Annotated in this window: 21 protein-coding genes; 17 read left to right on the top strand and 4 right to left on the bottom strand. The window is 56.3% G+C overall.

What is annotated here, in order from left to right; translation table 11 throughout:
* Complete coding sequence (locus ACK4FF_RS05565) at window positions 1-633, bottom strand: hypothetical protein (protein WP_409706625.1); 633 nt, start codon at window positions 631-633, stop codon at window positions 1-3.
* On the opposite strand from ACK4FF_RS05565, the gene ACK4FF_RS05560 reads away from it, so the two are divergent.
* Window positions 576-833 carry a transcriptional regulator gene (locus tag ACK4FF_RS05560; RefSeq protein ID WP_409706585.1) on the top strand — a complete coding sequence of 86 codons (258 nt, stop codon included), beginning with the start codon at window positions 576-578 and terminating at the stop codon, window positions 831-833. The two genes, ACK4FF_RS05565 and ACK4FF_RS05560, sit on opposite strands and share 58 nt — an antisense overlap.
* 5 nt (window positions 834-838) lie before the next feature.
* Here ACK4FF_RS05560 and ACK4FF_RS05555 read toward each other — a convergent pair whose 3' ends face one another.
* Window positions 839-1,288, bottom strand: a complete 450-nt coding sequence (locus ACK4FF_RS05555; protein WP_409705666.1) for a hypothetical protein — start codon at window positions 1,286-1,288, stop codon at window positions 839-841.
* A 135-nt stretch (window positions 1,289-1,423) separates the two neighbouring features.
* Between ACK4FF_RS05555 and ACK4FF_RS05550 the strand changes: the two genes are divergently transcribed.
* The 4 genes from ACK4FF_RS05550 to ACK4FF_RS05535 are packed head-to-tail and all read left to right on the top strand — an operon-like array spanning window position 1,424 to window position 2,788.
* Window positions 1,424-1,957, top strand: coding sequence for a phage regulatory CII family protein (locus ACK4FF_RS05550; protein ID WP_409705663.1), 534 nt, complete (start codon window positions 1,424-1,426; stop codon window positions 1,955-1,957).
* A 2-nt stretch (window positions 1,958-1,959) separates the two neighbouring features.
* Window positions 1,960-2,205 (top strand): hypothetical protein, encoded by a 246-nt coding sequence (locus ACK4FF_RS05545; protein ID WP_409705660.1) that lies wholly within the window; start codon window positions 1,960-1,962, stop codon window positions 2,203-2,205.
* Window positions 2,202-2,465, top strand: coding sequence for a hypothetical protein (locus ACK4FF_RS05540; protein WP_409705657.1), 264 nt, complete (start codon window positions 2,202-2,204; stop codon window positions 2,463-2,465). Before ACK4FF_RS05545 ends, ACK4FF_RS05540 begins: the two co-directional genes overlap by 4 nt.
* Window positions 2,438-2,788, top strand: coding sequence for a hypothetical protein (locus tag ACK4FF_RS05535; protein WP_409705655.1), 351 nt, complete (start codon window positions 2,438-2,440; stop codon window positions 2,786-2,788). The genes ACK4FF_RS05540 and ACK4FF_RS05535 overlap by 28 nt, the downstream gene beginning before the upstream one ends.
* A 17-nt stretch (window positions 2,789-2,805) precedes the next feature.
* Here the strand turns inward: ACK4FF_RS05535 and ACK4FF_RS05530 are convergent, their stop codons facing one another.
* Window positions 2,806-3,114 carry an addiction module antidote protein gene (locus tag ACK4FF_RS05530; protein WP_409705652.1) on the bottom strand — a complete coding sequence of 103 codons (309 nt, stop codon included), beginning with the start codon at window positions 3,112-3,114 and terminating at the stop codon, window positions 2,806-2,808.
* Window positions 3,115-3,126: 12 nt separating this feature from the next.
* The gene (locus tag ACK4FF_RS05525; RefSeq protein ID WP_409705649.1) at window positions 3,127-3,417 is read right to left on the bottom strand and encodes a type II toxin-antitoxin system RelE/ParE family toxin; all 291 of its coding nucleotides are present in this window, start codon (window positions 3,415-3,417) and stop codon (window positions 3,127-3,129) included.
* A 312-nt stretch (window positions 3,418-3,729) separates the two neighbouring features.
* On the opposite strand from ACK4FF_RS05525, the gene ACK4FF_RS05520 reads away from it, so the two are divergent.
* From ACK4FF_RS05520 to ACK4FF_RS05465, 12 genes are all read left to right on the top strand, one after another.
* The gene (locus ACK4FF_RS05520) at window positions 3,730-4,458 is read left to right on the top strand and encodes a Bro-N domain-containing protein (protein ID WP_409705646.1); all 729 of its coding nucleotides are present in this window, start codon (window positions 3,730-3,732) and stop codon (window positions 4,456-4,458) included.
* Window positions 4,448-5,527, top strand: coding sequence for a hypothetical protein (locus tag ACK4FF_RS05515; protein WP_409705643.1), 1,080 nt, complete (start codon window positions 4,448-4,450; stop codon window positions 5,525-5,527). The genes ACK4FF_RS05520 and ACK4FF_RS05515 overlap by 11 nt, the downstream gene beginning before the upstream one ends.
* A gap of 370 nt (window positions 5,528-5,897) precedes the next feature.
* A complete protein-coding gene (locus tag ACK4FF_RS05510) occupies window positions 5,898-6,296 on the top strand; it encodes a hypothetical protein (protein ID WP_409705640.1) in 399 nt (132 codons plus the stop codon).
* 98 nt (window positions 6,297-6,394) lie between these two features.
* Complete coding sequence (locus ACK4FF_RS05505) at window positions 6,395-6,988, top strand: phage tail protein (RefSeq protein ID WP_409705637.1); 594 nt, start codon at window positions 6,395-6,397, stop codon at window positions 6,986-6,988.
* Between the two features lie 123 nt (window positions 6,989-7,111).
* Window positions 7,112-7,606 carry a MarR family transcriptional regulator gene (locus tag ACK4FF_RS05500; protein ID WP_409705634.1) on the top strand — a complete coding sequence of 165 codons (495 nt, stop codon included), beginning with the start codon at window positions 7,112-7,114 and terminating at the stop codon, window positions 7,604-7,606.
* Window positions 7,530-9,569, top strand: coding sequence for a phage terminase large subunit family protein (locus ACK4FF_RS05495; RefSeq protein ID WP_409706583.1), 2,040 nt, complete (start codon window positions 7,530-7,532; stop codon window positions 9,567-9,569). The genes ACK4FF_RS05500 and ACK4FF_RS05495 overlap by 77 nt, the downstream gene beginning before the upstream one ends.
* On the top strand, window positions 9,569-10,129 hold the full coding sequence (locus ACK4FF_RS05490) for a hypothetical protein (RefSeq protein ID WP_409705631.1): 561 nt from the start codon (window positions 9,569-9,571) through the stop codon (window positions 10,127-10,129). The genes ACK4FF_RS05495 and ACK4FF_RS05490 overlap by 1 nt, the downstream gene beginning before the upstream one ends.
* Window positions 10,129-11,736, top strand: a complete 1,608-nt coding sequence (locus ACK4FF_RS05485) for a phage portal protein (RefSeq protein WP_409705628.1) — start codon at window positions 10,129-10,131, stop codon at window positions 11,734-11,736. The genes ACK4FF_RS05490 and ACK4FF_RS05485 overlap by 1 nt, the downstream gene beginning before the upstream one ends.
* Before the next feature lie 68 nt (window positions 11,737-11,804).
* Entirely contained in the window at window positions 11,805-13,769 is a 1,965-nt protein-coding gene (locus ACK4FF_RS05480; protein WP_409705625.1) for a phage major capsid protein, read from the top strand.
* Window positions 13,770-13,841: 72 nt separating this feature from the next.
* Window positions 13,842-14,015, top strand: a complete 174-nt coding sequence (locus tag ACK4FF_RS05475) for a hypothetical protein (RefSeq protein WP_409705622.1) — start codon at window positions 13,842-13,844, stop codon at window positions 14,013-14,015.
* Between the two features lie 15 nt (window positions 14,016-14,030).
* Window positions 14,031-14,345, top strand: coding sequence for a hypothetical protein (locus ACK4FF_RS05470; RefSeq protein WP_409705620.1), 315 nt, complete (start codon window positions 14,031-14,033; stop codon window positions 14,343-14,345).
* Window position 14,346: 1 nt separating this feature from the next.
* On the top strand, window positions 14,347-14,886 hold the full coding sequence (locus tag ACK4FF_RS05465) for a hypothetical protein (protein WP_409705617.1): 540 nt from the start codon (window positions 14,347-14,349) through the stop codon (window positions 14,884-14,886).
* The last annotated feature ends 7 nt before the right edge of the window (window positions 14,887-14,893 follow it).

The following is a 14,893-nucleotide window of genomic DNA, read 5'->3' as shown; positions in this document are numbered from 1 at the left end:
TCAGCCGACTTTCAATATTCGCTCCTGTAGCTCCCGGGGAAGTGCCTTGATCAGCATCAGGGTTGCACCGTACACGGCCCCCCTAGTTTCATCATCCATTGCTTCCATCAGCTCTATTACTTTGATTGTTGTATTGTTCAGTGGCTTAGAAAAACTGAAGGTAAAGGGGGTAGGTTTACCCAGCGAGTGCTCGTGATCCATCCATCCCGTTTCCAATCCTAGAGTAATTTCAATTTCTCGCGCCGCATCATCTCCGATTCCACGTGCTTTCCCAGTCCTAGAGTTAGGGCTTTTGTTTTTCAGTTGGCTGATTTGGCTGTGGGTTTTCCCAAGCCTATCCGCCAGCTTCTGGGTAGAGCCAATTTGATCAATCAGCTTCAGTAGGTTCTCGTGTCGGATTTCTTTGCATGTCTTCATTTCATAAGTATTTAGCAATGGGCTAATAATAGAAAGACGCACCGTGCTTGACAAACGATGGCACGGTGCTAATATCTTTCGCCATGAGGCTGAACAATTTCCTGAAATCCCAAAGAGGTCTCGCTGCGAAGGTAGCGAGCGCATTAAATTGCTCACCGGTGTTGATAAGCCAGTGGAGCAAAACCCGGCCAATTCCACTTGATCGGTGCGTGCCAATTGAGCGGGCCACTGATGGTCAGGTCATGCGCTGGGATCTACGGCCGGATGACTGGTGGGAAATCTGGCCTGAGCTCGTGTGCCATCCCAACGCCCCAGAAGTTCCAACAGGTTATGTCTCCTCCATCTCTGTCGATGATGGACTTGTCCCCAGCCCGCAAGGGCCGGGGAGTTTTTCCGGTGAGGTGAAGTGTGAGTGAGCTCATCAGAAAATCTTGGTTGCACCGTATATACACAGCGATATGGTCGCTATACAGAACGTTGAAACGGTGGTTCGTGCGGCGAATCGATGATAGTGGTTGGGACTCACCGAGGCTCTTATCGCTTTATTTAGACCCGCTACGTCCTGGCGAAATATTAGTTTGTCTAGATTGTCCGCTTGCTTCAGCGGACCCCGGTATTGCCAAGTGCACGCAAACACACCAGCCAGTACCGCAATTGACAGGCACACCCAAGTCAACAGAAGAGCAACGCGGGCCTCATCAGGTGTGTTGCCCTCAATGTCCACTAGGGAAAGGAGCACTGTCAGCTCAAGAGAGGACAGTGTGACCAATTGTTTCAACCAGTCGAAGTACACGGGAAAAGCCTGGGCGACGAGTCGCCTTGAAATGTCTTCGGCTGTAACAAGTTTTCGTTCATGGGTTTCTTGCTCCAAGGGCAACTCCAATGTGTGTCTGCTGCAGGTTGGGGAATTTGCAGCATGTCACGGGGTTGCCCGCCTTTCAATCAGGTCGTGTGAAGGATTGTCACGCGGCTCTTGCTTTCTGTCTGCATCAATGGAGTCTGCCAATTGACTATCGATCAAGCTGATCAAGTACTGTCCGTCCGCGACGCTGCATACCACACAGTGCATGATTATCCCGGTGGTGCAATGGCCTTGGCCCCACGGCTGGGTGTGAATGGCATGACGCTGTCCCACCAGGTGAACCCGAACAACACCAACCGCAACAGCCTTTCGCTCGAGCGGTCGGTTGAAATCCAGACCTTCACGCAGGATTTCCGCATTCTGTACGCCATGGCCCGCGCGCTTGGTCACGTATGTATCCAAGTGGATGAGGTCGAAGAGCAGAATGTGCTGGCCAGCATTGCCGAGACGGTCAAAGAGTTTTCTGGATACCTGACATCAGTCACTGAATCGGTGGCTGACAACCGGGTGACTGACAATGAAATGCGCGAGATCGACAACCACCTGTGCACTCTGGTGACCCAGGCTAACAACCTGCGGGCCATTGTGGCCTCGCTGAATCAGAGGTCCAAGCCTGTTTCCCTGGTTACCCAGGGGCTGGTTGTCCGTGCAAAGGTTCGTTCAAGCAAGAGGGACTGACCATGGGCCGCCCACTTTCTGACCACGCCAAGAAGTTGATTGATTACCTGGATGCAACTCCCGCCACCCTGGCCACTGCCTCGCGTGAGCTGGGCATTGAATACAGCAGCGCGAACAAGCTGATCAATCGCCTGCGGTATGCCAACCGTGTGCTGGTTCTGAGGAAGGAGCCCATGCGCCACTGTAAGAAGCGGGTGGCGTTGTATGCGGGCTCCGAGTGGGTCAAGCGTAACCAGGAGGCGGCATGACAGACGTGAAAAGCAGACTTCCCGCAAGTTACAAACCCGCTGAGTGGCGTTGCACAATGCCATTTGATGCGGCGAGCGGCAGAGTTGGAATTGGTTTTAATCTGCAAGAAGGCCAGACCGTCAGGCTTGCGCTTTCGGTGCAAGCCATTCGAGATGTTATTGAGACCTTACAGCCTTATTTGCATCTTTGCCATTCGGATATTTCGTCAGAGATTCCGAGTTCGGACGTGTCATGCCCACCGCTGAGCGAAAACGTATGACCTCCGGTCAAGTCATCCAGGGCCTGCTGAATGCTTGTATAGCTACCCAGGTCCTCGCCATCAAAGACCGGGTGGAATCGGCCATCTGCCGACTGGGCGATGTAGAACGTGCCCACCCGGGTTTTCCAGTAGTAAAGCGGTTTCATAAGTCTCCTTGTGTTTTTGGTTTGAATGCACAAGGTATGGCCACTGCTGCTGACCGTCAATCTGTTGCTGTAAGCAGGGGCTGCATGTCCGCAGAAACCTACAGCGCTGGGGTGAAGGGGCCGTACACGATTGTGAGCACGCCCGCCTGGCTAGCCAAAGAAGAGGTGGGGCTATGAGCGCCGGTACGAACCTATCAAGCCCCGTGCGCCACGTGCAGTTTCAGGCCAAGGGCGTGGGTCACTTTCAAGATGGTGGCAAAGCTCGGGTTGCCTTCACCCGACAGCGCCTTGTAAAGGCTTTCCCTGCCAATTCCAGTGGATCTGGCCAGTTCGGTCATGCCCCGCGCACGCGCAACGGTGCCCAGCGCCTTGGCAACAAAGGCCGCATCGTCTCCTGCTTCCTCCAGGCACGCATCCAGAAAGAGAGCGATGTCTTCCTCGGTTTTCAGGTGCTCAGCAGTGTCCCATTTGCGAAGGCTTGCTGTGGCTTTGGTTTTGCTCATGATGGTTACTCCTCAGTGTTTCTCGGCGATTTTAAGCGCCGCTTTGATGTCTTTGCTTTGGGTGGATTTGTCGCCCCCGGCCAGCAAAATCACGATTTCAAGTCCACGCTGCACGAAGTACACCCGATAGCCTGGGCCAAAGTGAATACGCATTTCCGAAACGCCGTTACCTACCGGTTCAGCATCGCCGAAGTTGCCTTGCTCGGCTCGTTCGATTCGAGCCAAGATCCGGGCCTTTCCGGCTTTGTCCTTCAGGGCATCAAACCAGGCATCGAACTCGGGGGTGGTGTGGATTGTTTTCATGTTTCTATTGTAGAAAATAGGATACACCCAGTCAAGTCACTTGAATTCTTCGCTCCTTCGAGCTATCCTCACCCCGTCACATCAAAAAAAGGTGTGATCGGGAATAGCAGCCCGGAATATACAGGAGCGAAGGAAAGCCGCTCCACGTTTGTGCGCGGCTTTTTTCTTGCTCGCAGTGCGTCCAATGGGCGGGCTGTGTGGGAGGGCGCAAGCCCTGCCGGTTCCTGTATCCGGTCTGCTACCTGCACAGTTCCGCCCACCCTTTTAGCAGAGGGGTTGGCGGTGACTCAACCGCAAATACAGGACAGCACCATGAGCAAGCCAGCCCCCGGCGTACCCGCCACCATTCCGTTCAATTTCAATTCCACCGAAGTGCGCATTGTGATGCGCGATGGCCAGCCCTGGTTTGTGGCGCAGGATGTGTGCAAGGCGCTGGGCTACGTTAACACCAGCGATGCAGTAACAACCCATCTCGATACAGATGAGCGGTATAGCCAATCGCTAGAGCGCGGTGGCAATCAAGTTCTAATCAACGAATCCGGGCTGTACGCTCTGGTGTTGAGAAGCCGCAAACCTGAGGCCCGCAAGTTTGCCAAGTGGGTCACCTCCGAAGTGCTGCCCAGTATTCGCACCAGCGGGCAATACCAAAAACCAAAACCCCAAAAAACCATCGATGTGAAGGCGCTGCTGCTTGGCGACTACAGCGAGCCACGCGTGAAGCTGCCCGCTCAGGTGAAGGCTGCCGTGGACAAGAAAGCGTTTGACCTCGCCCATGAAGCCTTTGAGTTGGCCAAGGAGCACCTGGTGGGCCGGATTGGTCACCAGGCGGTATATGGCAATCCGCCTCAATTGGATGTGCAAGAGGCGCTCGATGCAGTCGACAGCACCACGCCGGGCAATGCACTGTGCAACACCTTCCAAAGCAAGATCGGCAGGATACAGATGCTGGCCGAGGCGCTGAAAAATCTGTCCTGCCAGTACAGCGAAGAAGTTTCCCAAGTCATATCCAGCACCTGTGCAAGTGGAGGCGATGATGTCTGAGGACATGGATTCCCAGTCATGGGCTCAACTGGTGGAGCAGATCAAGGCGCTTGAGGGCGTTGATCGCAAGGAGGCTTTGGCCGATTTTGAGGATATTTACGGTCGTACTAAGGCGGACCGCATGCGTAGGGAGGTTGAAACCCAACTGGCCCTGGCTGCCGGCACGATTGTAGGCTGGGAAGAGGGCGCATTCACCAACATCACCGAGCAGAAAATTGCTCTGTGGTGCAAGGCCTACCCAATGGTGAACGTCAAATCGGAGTTGGCCAAGGCCCAGGCCTACCTGGTGGCCCACCCCGGGCACATCAAGTCGAAGTATGAGCGCTACCTCACCAACTGGTTTTCCAAGGAAATGTCGCGTGCCGTCAAAACCCGGCGAGCCACTGGCCGTGTCACTGCCACGCAGTTACACCAGGCCTTTCAGCAGCAACATGAGGCAACCCGAATATGCCCTGCAAGCGAGTTGATTGAACACTTGGGAAGAAAGCCCCTTGGTGCCAAGTATGTGGTTGATTGGCTGTTTGATGAGCAATTCCGCCTGTATGGCAACCAGTTCAGCAGCAAGTGGGTGGGCTGTGATGTGCAACAGCTAAAAAATGAATGGGCAGCAGACATCGGCAAGTTGACACCGGATCAACTGCGCATTGGCATTCGCCGCATGAAAACCGAATGCACCATTTACCCGCCATCAAGGCCGGAATTCATCCAACTGTGCAAGCCAACAGCCAGCCTTGAAACGCTTTTCATGACCGCAGCTACGCTGTCTGCCCGGCACCTGCACGACCATGCCACGCCGTGGCCCGATGCGGTGTTGTATTGGACCGCTCAGCGCTTTGGTATGGGTGAACTCGCCCGGGTCAATTGGCTGGCTGGCAAAGCAAAATTCACGCAGATTTACCACGACGTATTGACCCAGCAGGAAGACGGCACCTTGCCCCCATTGCCTGCTGCGGTGCCGCGATTGAACGCGCCTGCAGGCAAGATACGTAGCGAAGCCGGTTCCAGAGCGCTTTCCGAGGCTCTTGCCATGCTGAAGCGTACCCCGCACAGGCCGGAGGCAGCCATGTAGCTGCTCACCAGACCGCCTGCTGGCTTTACGGGCTCGACACATTTTTCCAGCGGGTGTACGCACTAAAAAGAGCGCAAGGTGCAAGCGTGGGGGCGAACGTCCAGAGCGCGCGCAGGGGAGACTGTTTTCTCTAAAAGTCTGGACAAGTCATGTGGCAAACAGGCCTGCATGGCGCCGTAATCGACCGACCAACTGACGGGTCAGATTTTTTTTGGCAACGCCCGGGCAAGGCTCAATCTGTGAGCGTTGCTTGGGGGAGCTATGCCGATTTCCTCCCTCCCTTCCTTCTGGGTCACTGGTGTTCTTGGGGTGTAGTGGTGTTAGTCGAAGAAATGAATTCAAAAGAAGTCACTTAGGAGCGGGCGGGTTGATGAAATCACATTTCGATGAAAAGCTGAAAAACTGGGGCGACTGGATGCGCAGGCGCGATGAAGGTGGAACTGGTTGGGGAAACAGTGTGCTGGCCGGCATGATGGCCAAGACCACCAGGAGCGAATACACCGCAGTGATTCCAGTCGATGAGATCGATGCCAGCAAAACAGATTCGGCTGTCAACAGCCTGTTGCCTGAGCTGCGCAAGGTCGCATTGCTGTGGTACGTGAAGGGCCTGAGCATTCGCCAGATGGCCAGGGAAATCGGGTGTAGCACCACCACCGTGCCGGTCAGGGTGGAGCAGGTAAGGCATGGAGTAGCGATCTGGTTTCGCGAGCAGGAGGAGGCCAGAAGGCGCCTTATTGCACATCGGGAAAGAAATCATTTCGTCCATTAATACACTTTGTAGTTAAATTCGCTATGCTCTGCGGCTGCTTTGACTGGTGGACAACTGGTTGATGTGATGCAGGGCATTTTTCATTCTGGAGATGTGCCTTGCTGAAGATCGACATCAGGACTGATCTGAAGAAAGAGGCAGCCCGGCTGAAAAGACTGTCCGCCAAGATGAATGAACAGGTGGTGGTGCGGGCGCTGAACAAAACAGCCCGACAGGCTAAGACTCAAGCGAGCAGGGAAATCAAGGACTATTACAAAATCGGTACGCGGGTGGTTAATCGCCACATTACTGTCAAGACCGCTGGCCGGGGAAAGCTTGAGGCTTTCGTCAAGGCTGAGGGCAAGCCAATACCAATGCTGGCATTCAAGGCAAGGCAGACAGCCCAAGGGGTAAGCGTGTCCATCAAGGGCAGACGCATCCTGATTCCTGGTGCATTCATCGGGAGAATGAAGTCAGGCCATGTGGGTGTGTTTCGCCGGGGTGGATACAAGGGCAACTTCGAGCAGACAGGTGAAAGCTTTGGTAGGTTCAAGTTTGGGCGAAAGCGATTGACGATCAATGAGCTGTTCAGCTTCAACATCCCTCAGGGTTTTTCCAACAAGGTGGTGATGGACAAGGTGATCAGCCGAATCAACCAGCAGTTCCCCAAGGTCTTGTCCCAAGAGCTTCGGTTTGCCCTCTCCAAAATATAACGGGTCCTTTTTCCAGACTCCCTTTACGGGCGAATGCAGCGCGATTTCTCGCTAGTTCCCAAGTTCCTAAGGGGGGTATAAACCAACATGCCAACACAGCAGGAAGTAGCAGATCACCTGGACATGACTCAGAAGTCAGCCAGCGAGGCCCTGAAAAAACTGTCCATTGACTGGACCAAATCCACACTCGATGAAATCCGCGTTGCCTACATCAGGCACCTGCGCTCGGTCGCCTCTGGCCACAAGAGCGAGGAGGGTTACGACCTGATCATGGAGAAGGTGCTGAGCGAGCGAGTGGACCGTGAATACAAATCCCTCCTGGTTGCCGAGAAGCGCGGCCAGCTGGTGAATGTGGAGCAACTGAAGCCTGAGCTGGTGCAGATGGTGTCGGCGTTCCGCATTGAACTGTTGTCCCGGGATGACAAATTGAAGGCGGACCTGGACGCCCAATACGGCATCGATGTGGACGTGAAGTTACTCAATGAATACACACACAACGCGATGGCTCAACTCGCCCGATACGACCCAGACCGTGAAGGCGATGGTGTTGGAGCTGGTGAGGATGTTGACGCCTCCGATCCAGATCACGACCACGGACTGGGCGACCCAACACCGTAGGATGTCGTCCAAGGCTTCGGCGCGGCCGGGCCAGTATCGATGTGAAGTGACGCCCTGGGTGCGGGGCATGCATGAGGCAATTGACGACCCGAGGGTCACCAAGATTGTGACCATGAAGTCCGCCCAGGTGGCCTGGACGGATGGCGTGCTGCTCAATGCGATTGGCAAGCGGATCGATACCGACCCTTGCCCCATGATCATCATGTTCGCCAAGGAAGGCGCGGCCAAGGAATTCAACGACGAAAAGTTTGTGCCAATGGTGGAGGTGACGCCTCGCCTGGCTGAAAAAATACCGGTGCACCGGCGCCGGGACCGGGAAAACCGGTGGCAGTTCAAAACCTTCCCTGGTGGCTTCCTGAAGTTCGTGGGCTCGAATTCGCCCAGCTCAGTGAAGTCCACCCCAGCCCCGTTCGTGGCCGTGGAAGAGCCGGACGACTGTAATGACAACGTGAACGACCAGGGCGACACGATCACCCTGCTGGAAGAGCGGACCAAGTCCTTCCCCAGGCGCAAGGTGATCTTTGGTGGAACGCCCACCATTGGTGGTGTGTCACGGGTGGAGAGTGGCTACAAGGGCAGCGACCAGCGCAAGTTTTATGTGCCCTGCCACCACTGCGATGAAGCGCATGTGCTGGACTGGGAGAACGTGCGCTGGGACAGCGATGCCCAGGTGTCGCATGAGGTTTTCGGCAATGCCCGCCCTGACACTGCGTTCTATGTCTGCCCGCACTGTGGCGGCATCTGGAATGATGCGGACAAAAACCGCAATGTGCGCCGGGCCGAGCGTGATGGCCACGGCTGGAAAGCCAGTGCGCCGTTTTTCGGTGTGGCCGGGTTTTACGTCAATGAGCTGTACAGCCCCTTTCCCGGATCGGTGCTTGAGCAGCTGGTGACCAAGTACCTGACTGCCCAGCACCAGCTGGATCAGGGCGATGACACCAAGATGCGCTCCTTTGTGAACAACACACTGGGCAAGGCGTATGAGTACAAGAGTGACCTGCCGGAAATTCAGGACCTGATTGACCGGGCCGAGAGCTATTCCGAGAAAACCGTCCCCTGGGGCGGCTTGATCCTGACTGCTGGCGTGGACGTGCAGCACGACCGACTGGCCGTAATCATCCGGGCATGGGGCAAGGGTGAGGAAAGCTGGCTGGTGTTTTGGGGTGAGATTCATGGCGCGACCATGGTGCCCGAGCAGGGTGCCTGGGTTGACCTGGATGCGCTGCTGAGCCAGGCGGTTCGGCATGAGTCTGGCGCCATGCTGCGTGTGCGCGCAGTCAGCATTGACTCATCGGATGGCCAGACCTCGGATGCGGTGTACAGCTATGTGCGCAGGCGGATTGCCCGCGGTTACATGGCCGTGAAGGGTTCATCCCTGGATGATGGCCGGGAGATTTTCAGCCCGCCCAAGATGTCGGTTGACACTGACCGAAAGCAGAAGGCCCACAAGTATGGCCTGCGGCCGTTCATTGTTGGTACCCAGCGTGCCAAGGATTTGCTGCTGGGTGTGGATGCAAGCGCCGGCCGCATCAAGTTGATTGGCAATGGGCCGGGTCGCCTGCACTGGTATTCAGGCGTTCGGCCTGACTATTACGAGCAGATGACCTCGGAAGTGAAGGCACCTCACCGCACCATCCGGAACAAGAAGGTGTGGCAGAAAAAGGCGGGTGTCAGGAACGAGGCGCTGGACTGCGAGGTGTACGCCTTGCACGCAGCTCGAAGCCTGAAGATCAACCTGTGGAAAGACGAACGCTGGGATGATGAGGACCGAAAGCTGAGGCAGGCGGACCTGCTCTCGGAAGTCGTGGAGGATCTTCCTCCACTGGCTCCAGATCCAAACGGTGATTCAGACAAGGCAGCCGACAGACCCAAGGCTGAGAAAAACAAGCAACCCGCTGTGGCCCCGCCCAGCGGGTTTTTTAATGGCCAGGGTTCTGGCGGATTCAAGGCAAGCAGCTGGTAATGAACATTCCTTCACAACTCATCGCTGGTGACTCGGCCTCCTGGGCGGATCGTCCTTTTCAGGATGCCCAGGGCAGGATCTTCGGTTCAACTGAATTTGCGCTGAAGTATGTGCTGCGTGGACCGGCTGTGCTGGATTTGCCAGCAGTGTCCAGCGGTGATGGCTGGACCACCAGCCTGACTGCCACACAGTCTGCTGACTTGGAAGCGGGTGTCTATTCCGCCTTTGCCGTGGTGAGCTCTGCTACCGAGCGATTTACATTCGGGCCGGTGCGGCTGACCGTTAAGCCTGACCCGCTGACTGCGGGGCTTGGGTTTGATGGCCGCTCGATGGCAAGGAAGGCGCTCGAAGATGCTGAGCTTGCCCTGTCCAAGTTCAAGGCCTCTGGCGGCCGGATGCGCAAGTACAAGATCGGCACTCGGGAAATGGAGTTCGAGTCGAGCACTGAGATATTGAGCCTGATCAGCTACTGGCGATCCCGGGTATTGACCGAAGAAAAAGCGGAGGCTGCAGCCAAGGGCCTGGGTGATCCCACCAATTTATACGTGAGGTTTAAGTGATGGCCACCTGGTACGACGAAAAGCGGGTGGCCTACAAAGGTTCGGTGGTGTTGCGGGACTGGAATTACACACGCAACCAGGAGCGACTGAGGAAAGAGCGGTCGGAATCTTCCCGGGCCTATGCCGGTGCGGCCGTGAACCGCCTGACCTCTGACTGGAATTCGCTGAGTACCTCGGCTGACTCCGAGATCCTGACCAGCCTGACTGCCCTGCGCGCACGCTCCAGGCAGATGGTGCGGGACAATGCCCACGCCCGAAATGCGGTTCGCATTGTGCAGAACAATGTGGTGGGTACCGGCATCGGTGTGCAGGCCCAGGTGAGCAACGCCCGCGGCAAATTGATTGATGCGGTCAATTCCCTGATTGAAGAGAAGTGGGCTGAATGGTGCGACAAAGGCACCTGTCACACGGCTGGCCTGCTGGGTTTCCCCGAGATGATGCGCCTGATCATGGCGCAGCTGGTGGAAGCCGGAGAAGTGCTGGTGCGAAAAGTGCGCCGGCCTTTTGGTGGTGGCCGTGTGTCACTTGCGCTGGAAATACTTGAGGCTGATCGCCTGATGGACCAGTGGCAAACCGCCAAGGCACCCAACGGCAACTCCATCCGCATGGGTGTGGAGGTGGATGAATGGGGCAGGCCCCAGGCGTACTGGTTTCACCCAACCCACCCAGGGGACTACCAGTTCAGCAGCTTCGTGCCAAGCAAGTTCATCCGCGTGCCAGCTGATGAAGTGATCCACCTGTACATCGTTGAGCGTTGGCCACAAACCCGGGGAGTGCCCTGGTTCCATGCGGTGCTTAGACGCATCAATGACATGAAGGGTTACAGCGACGCTGAAATTGTGGCGGCGCGGGCCTCGGCCAATATCGTGGGCTTCATCAAGGCACCTGAGCCTTCACCTGGTGATGACGTTTCCTTTGGTCAGCGGGTCATTGATTCCGAGCCTGGAACATTCCGGCAGCTGATGCCTGGTGAAGATTTTGTGGGGTTCAACCCCAGCAGGCCCAATGCAGCGCTGGAGCCGTTCATGCGGTTCATGTTGCGTGAAATGGCAGCCGGTGTGGGTGTGAGTTATGAGGCCTTGTCCCGGGATTACTCCCAGTCGAATTACTCCTCCAGCAGGCTTTCGCTTCTGGATGACCGCGACTTGTGGCGGGTGCTGCAGGGCTGGTTGATCCGCAACTTTGTGTCGCAGGTTTACCGGGAATGGCTGAACCAGGCAGTGATCAGCGGTGAGTTGAACATTCCTGACTTCTTCAGCAACCGGGCCAAGTACGAGAAGGTGCGCTTCAAGCCACGTGGCTGGAGCTGGATTGACCCGACCAAGGAAGTGTCTGCATTCCGAAGTGCAGTGCGGGCGGGCTTCATGACGGTCTCTGACGTGATCGCCCAGACCTCGGGTGGACAGGATGCGGAAGACGTGTTCAAGAGCCGCCGTCAGGAACTGGACATGATGGATGAGCTTGACCTGACTTTCGATACCGACCCGGCCAGTGTGGACAGCACCGGAAAAGACCAGCCTGCAGTTGCGGCTGCAATCTCGGCTGGTGTACCTGAGGACGGCGAAGAGAACGAAGAGGGAGAGCCTGCTGAAGAGCAGGACGAATAAGCGTTCAGGAAGCAATTGATTGAAAGCCTGCTGGTGAAAACCGGTGGGCTTTTTTATTGGAGAAGAGCATGTCAATCAGAGAGCGCCCAAAGGCACTGGCACCGCAAGTGCGCCAGCTGTCGCTGCGGGCCGATGAAGCACCAGTCATTGACCTGGAAGCGAGAACCCTGCGCTTCTCGTTCAGCTCCGAGCAGCCCTGCGAGATGTGGTACGGCACCGAGGTGTTGAGCCACGCGCCTGGGTGCATGCGGATGGGGCAGCGCCAGCAAACCTTGCCACTGCTCTACAACCACAACCGGGATGACCTCCTTGGCGTGGTGGTTGGCCTGGAGATGGGTGCAGACCGGCGCGGTTACTGCACGGTGCGCTTCGGAAAGGATGAGCGTGGCCAGTGGGCCATGGACCAGGCCAGCGATGGCGTGCTGGTCAATGTGTCTTTCATGTACCGGGTTTTCAAATTCATTGAAGACACCGAGAAAGAACTGTTTACGGCAATCGATTGGGAGCCGTACGAAATCTCGCTGGTCACTGTGCCAGCAGATCCATCCGTGGGTCTGCAGCGCAATGAAGGCGACCAACTAGCTGATGTCGAAATTGTCACCAGCCAACATCAACCGGCATCTGCCGATCATGAGGAGCAATCCATGTTTAAGTCACGTCATATCGTGCAAAACCATGCGAGTGACGGCACAGCCGGTCATTCTGCTGGTGGCGCTGCAGTAGTCATCAATGAAGCCGAAGTGCGCGCCCAGGGTGCCGAGGCCGAGCGTCGCCGCATCAACGAAATCGACAGTATGTGCCGTGCACACAATGTGCCAGCCGATGTGCGGGAAAAGATGATCAAGGAAAACACCACCGTCGAGTCAGCTCGCGGTGTAGTGCTTGATCTGCAGCTCAAGCGCTCTGCCGAGCCCACTGCAAATCTGGGTGACGGCTATGCGCCAGACATGAGCACCAAGGAAAAGGCTCAGTACTCCATGGTTCGTGCCGTGAATGCGGTGTTGAACGGTTCCTGGAAAGAGGCAGGCTTTGAGCTGGAAGTGTCCAATGATATCGGCAAGCGCATGGGCAAGAGCACCGGTGGCTTCTTCATGCCCACCAACATTCCGTTTGCCTCTCGTGCGCAGTATGCAGCGGGTGCCCAGGCAACCGGTGGTGCCCTGGTTCAGACTGAATTGCTGGCCGGTAGCTTCATTGAGATTCTGCGCCGCAAGGCCCGCGTGATGCAGTTGGGCGCGACCATGCTGTCTGGCCTGGTCGGTAACGTGGACATTCCACGCCAGACCAACGCAACAGCCACTGCCTGGGTGGTGGAAGGTGGTGATCTGCCCCAGAGTGAAGCGACCTTCGATAAGGTCAGCCTGTCCTTGAAGAGCATTGGTGCCTACAGTGCCATGACTCGCCAGATGCTGCTGCAGTCCACGCCTGACATTGAAATGCTGGCCCGTGCGGACCTGATCGCTCAAATTGCCCTGGGCATCGACCTGGCTGCATTGTCGGGCACTGGTTCTGCTGGCCAGCCACTGGGTATCGCAAACCAGGCTGGTGTGGGTTCAGTGATTGGTGGTGCCAACGGTGCGGCCATCACGATTGATCACATCATTGATCTGGAAACCCGCGTGGCCGATGCCAACGCGGATGCTGAATCCATGGCTTACCTTGCCAACGCCAAGACAGTGGGCGCGCTTAAAAAGCTGAAGTCCACAACAGGCCAATACCTGTGGACCAACACGCCAAACGGCAACCGCTCGGGTACCCCAGGTGAAATCAACGGTTACGCCGTGGCACGTTCCAACCAGGCCCGCAGCAACCTGACCAAGGGCACATCGGTTGGTGTGGCTTCCGAAGTGTTCTTCGGCAACTGGGCAGACCTGCTGATCGGTGAGTGGGGTGTGCTGGAAATCATGCCAAACCCATACGATGCAGCCCTGTTCAAGCAGGGTGGTGTGCTGTTGCGCGCCATGCAGTCTGTGGATGTGGCAGTGCGCCGCGGTGCCAGCTTCTCAGTGATGTCTGATGCGCTGACTGCCTGATTTTCAGGTGGTGACCAGGGGGCCATGAGCCCCCTTTTTTGATTCATGTAAACCGGATTCCAGGAGTGCCAGATGGCTACCAAGACTTATGTTGTGCGCGAAGGCTTTGTGTTCAAGATTCGCGATGAGAAAGGCAATGAAAAAACATACACCGAGGGCGACACCGTGAAGCTTGACGTGTCAATTGGTGATGAAGCCCACCAGCTGGAGCTGGCTGGCAAAGCTGCTGCTTCTGACGCTGCCTAATTTGCTGGTGCACTGATGATCGATATTGGACTGGATACCGAAATGATGTTTGAGGATTTCGGTGACAAGGCAACGTGGGTACCGTCTGCGGGCGGGCCTGCAAAGCCCGGGCTTGTGATTCTTGATGAGCCGGATGCGCTTTTCTTCAATGACATGTTGCACAGTCCTGACCCGGTCATTCATTACCCGGCAAGCCAGTGGGCAGGCCTTGATGAGGGCGAGGTCCTGATGGTCGAGGTTTGCCGTTCGATCCGCAGATACCGCTTGACCAAGCCTCCTGAGGCAATTGATGACGGCGCGGTGATGAAAGCCTCGGTCAGGAAGTTGTGACATGCATTCAAGAATTCAGATCAGACAAGCAGTCAAGACTGCGCTGCAGGGTACACCTGGCCTTGTGAATATCTACACCGGCAGGGTACAGCCCAGCCGTGCAGCCAGGATGCCCTTTGCCAGGATTGAAACCGGCACTGAGGTTTCAGAGAAACATACTGACCAGTGGACGGAGATCCGCACGGTGCAGGTGTTTGTGCATGTGTATGCGCAAGCCGATGAGCAGCTCGATGATGTGCTTGATGCAGTGGCCGAACAGGTCGAGCAGCGCTTGGCAGTGGATCAGACCTTGGGCGGGGTCTGTGAGTCATTCATATACAAGGGGGCTGAATCTGATGAGGAGTCTGCTGCACGCGTTGAAGATGGCCTGCTGAGCCTGCAGTTCGAGTGCGTGTATGTATGGCAGCCAAGCCTGGTGCTTGATTCATTCACTGTGGCCAGTGTCCAGATCGATATGGCCAGCCCGAGAAATGATCCCCCAATTCCAACTGAGCCGGACGGGCAGATAGATGCCTCGGTCCGGATCAATTTGCCGTCTTGATAGGAGA

The organism is Limnobacter sp., from assembly GCF_046297615.1.
Lineage (GTDB): Bacteria > Pseudomonadota > Gammaproteobacteria > Burkholderiales > Burkholderiaceae_B > Limnobacter.
The sequence above is the reverse complement of the archived record's forward strand: the minus strand, read 5'-3'. Positions and strand labels throughout refer to the sequence as shown.

Excerpts from the sequence above, each read along its gene's own strand:
- ACK4FF_RS05545 (WP_409705660.1), top strand. The coding sequence starts at position 1,960 with ATGGGCCGCCCACTTTCTGACCACGCCAAGAAGTTGATTGATTACCTG.
- ACK4FF_RS05540 (WP_409705657.1), top strand. The coding sequence starts at position 2,202 with ATGACAGACGTGAAAAGCAGACTTCCCGCAAGTTACAAACCCGCTGAG.
- ACK4FF_RS05535 (WP_409705655.1), top strand. The coding sequence starts at position 2,438 with ATGCCCACCGCTGAGCGAAAACGTATGACCTCCGGTCAAGTCATCCAG.
- ACK4FF_RS05530 (WP_409705652.1), bottom strand. The coding sequence starts at position 3,114 with ATGAGCAAAACCAAAGCCACAGCAAGCCTTCGCAAATGGGACACTGCT.
- ACK4FF_RS05525 (WP_409705649.1), bottom strand. The coding sequence starts at position 3,417 with ATGAAAACAATCCACACCACCCCCGAGTTCGATGCCTGGTTTGATGCC.
- ACK4FF_RS05520 (WP_409705646.1), top strand. The coding sequence starts at position 3,730 with ATGAGCAAGCCAGCCCCCGGCGTACCCGCCACCATTCCGTTCAATTTC.
- ACK4FF_RS05515 (WP_409705643.1), top strand. The coding sequence starts at position 4,448 with ATGATGTCTGAGGACATGGATTCCCAGTCATGGGCTCAACTGGTGGAG.
- ACK4FF_RS05510 (WP_409705640.1), top strand. The coding sequence starts at position 5,898 with ATGAAATCACATTTCGATGAAAAGCTGAAAAACTGGGGCGACTGGATG.
- ACK4FF_RS05500 (WP_409705634.1), top strand. The coding sequence starts at position 7,112 with ATGACTCAGAAGTCAGCCAGCGAGGCCCTGAAAAAACTGTCCATTGAC.
- ACK4FF_RS05495 (WP_409706583.1), top strand. The coding sequence starts at position 7,530 with ATGGTGTTGGAGCTGGTGAGGATGTTGACGCCTCCGATCCAGATCACG.
- ACK4FF_RS05490 (WP_409705631.1), top strand. The coding sequence starts at position 9,569 with ATGAACATTCCTTCACAACTCATCGCTGGTGACTCGGCCTCCTGGGCG.
- ACK4FF_RS05485 (WP_409705628.1), top strand. The coding sequence starts at position 10,129 with ATGGCCACCTGGTACGACGAAAAGCGGGTGGCCTACAAAGGTTCGGTG.
- ACK4FF_RS05480 (WP_409705625.1), top strand. The coding sequence starts at position 11,805 with ATGTCAATCAGAGAGCGCCCAAAGGCACTGGCACCGCAAGTGCGCCAG.
- ACK4FF_RS05475 (WP_409705622.1), top strand. The coding sequence starts at position 13,842 with ATGGCTACCAAGACTTATGTTGTGCGCGAAGGCTTTGTGTTCAAGATT.
- ACK4FF_RS05470 (WP_409705620.1), top strand. The coding sequence starts at position 14,031 with ATGATCGATATTGGACTGGATACCGAAATGATGTTTGAGGATTTCGGT.
- ACK4FF_RS05465 (WP_409705617.1), top strand. The coding sequence starts at position 14,347 with ATGCATTCAAGAATTCAGATCAGACAAGCAGTCAAGACTGCGCTGCAG.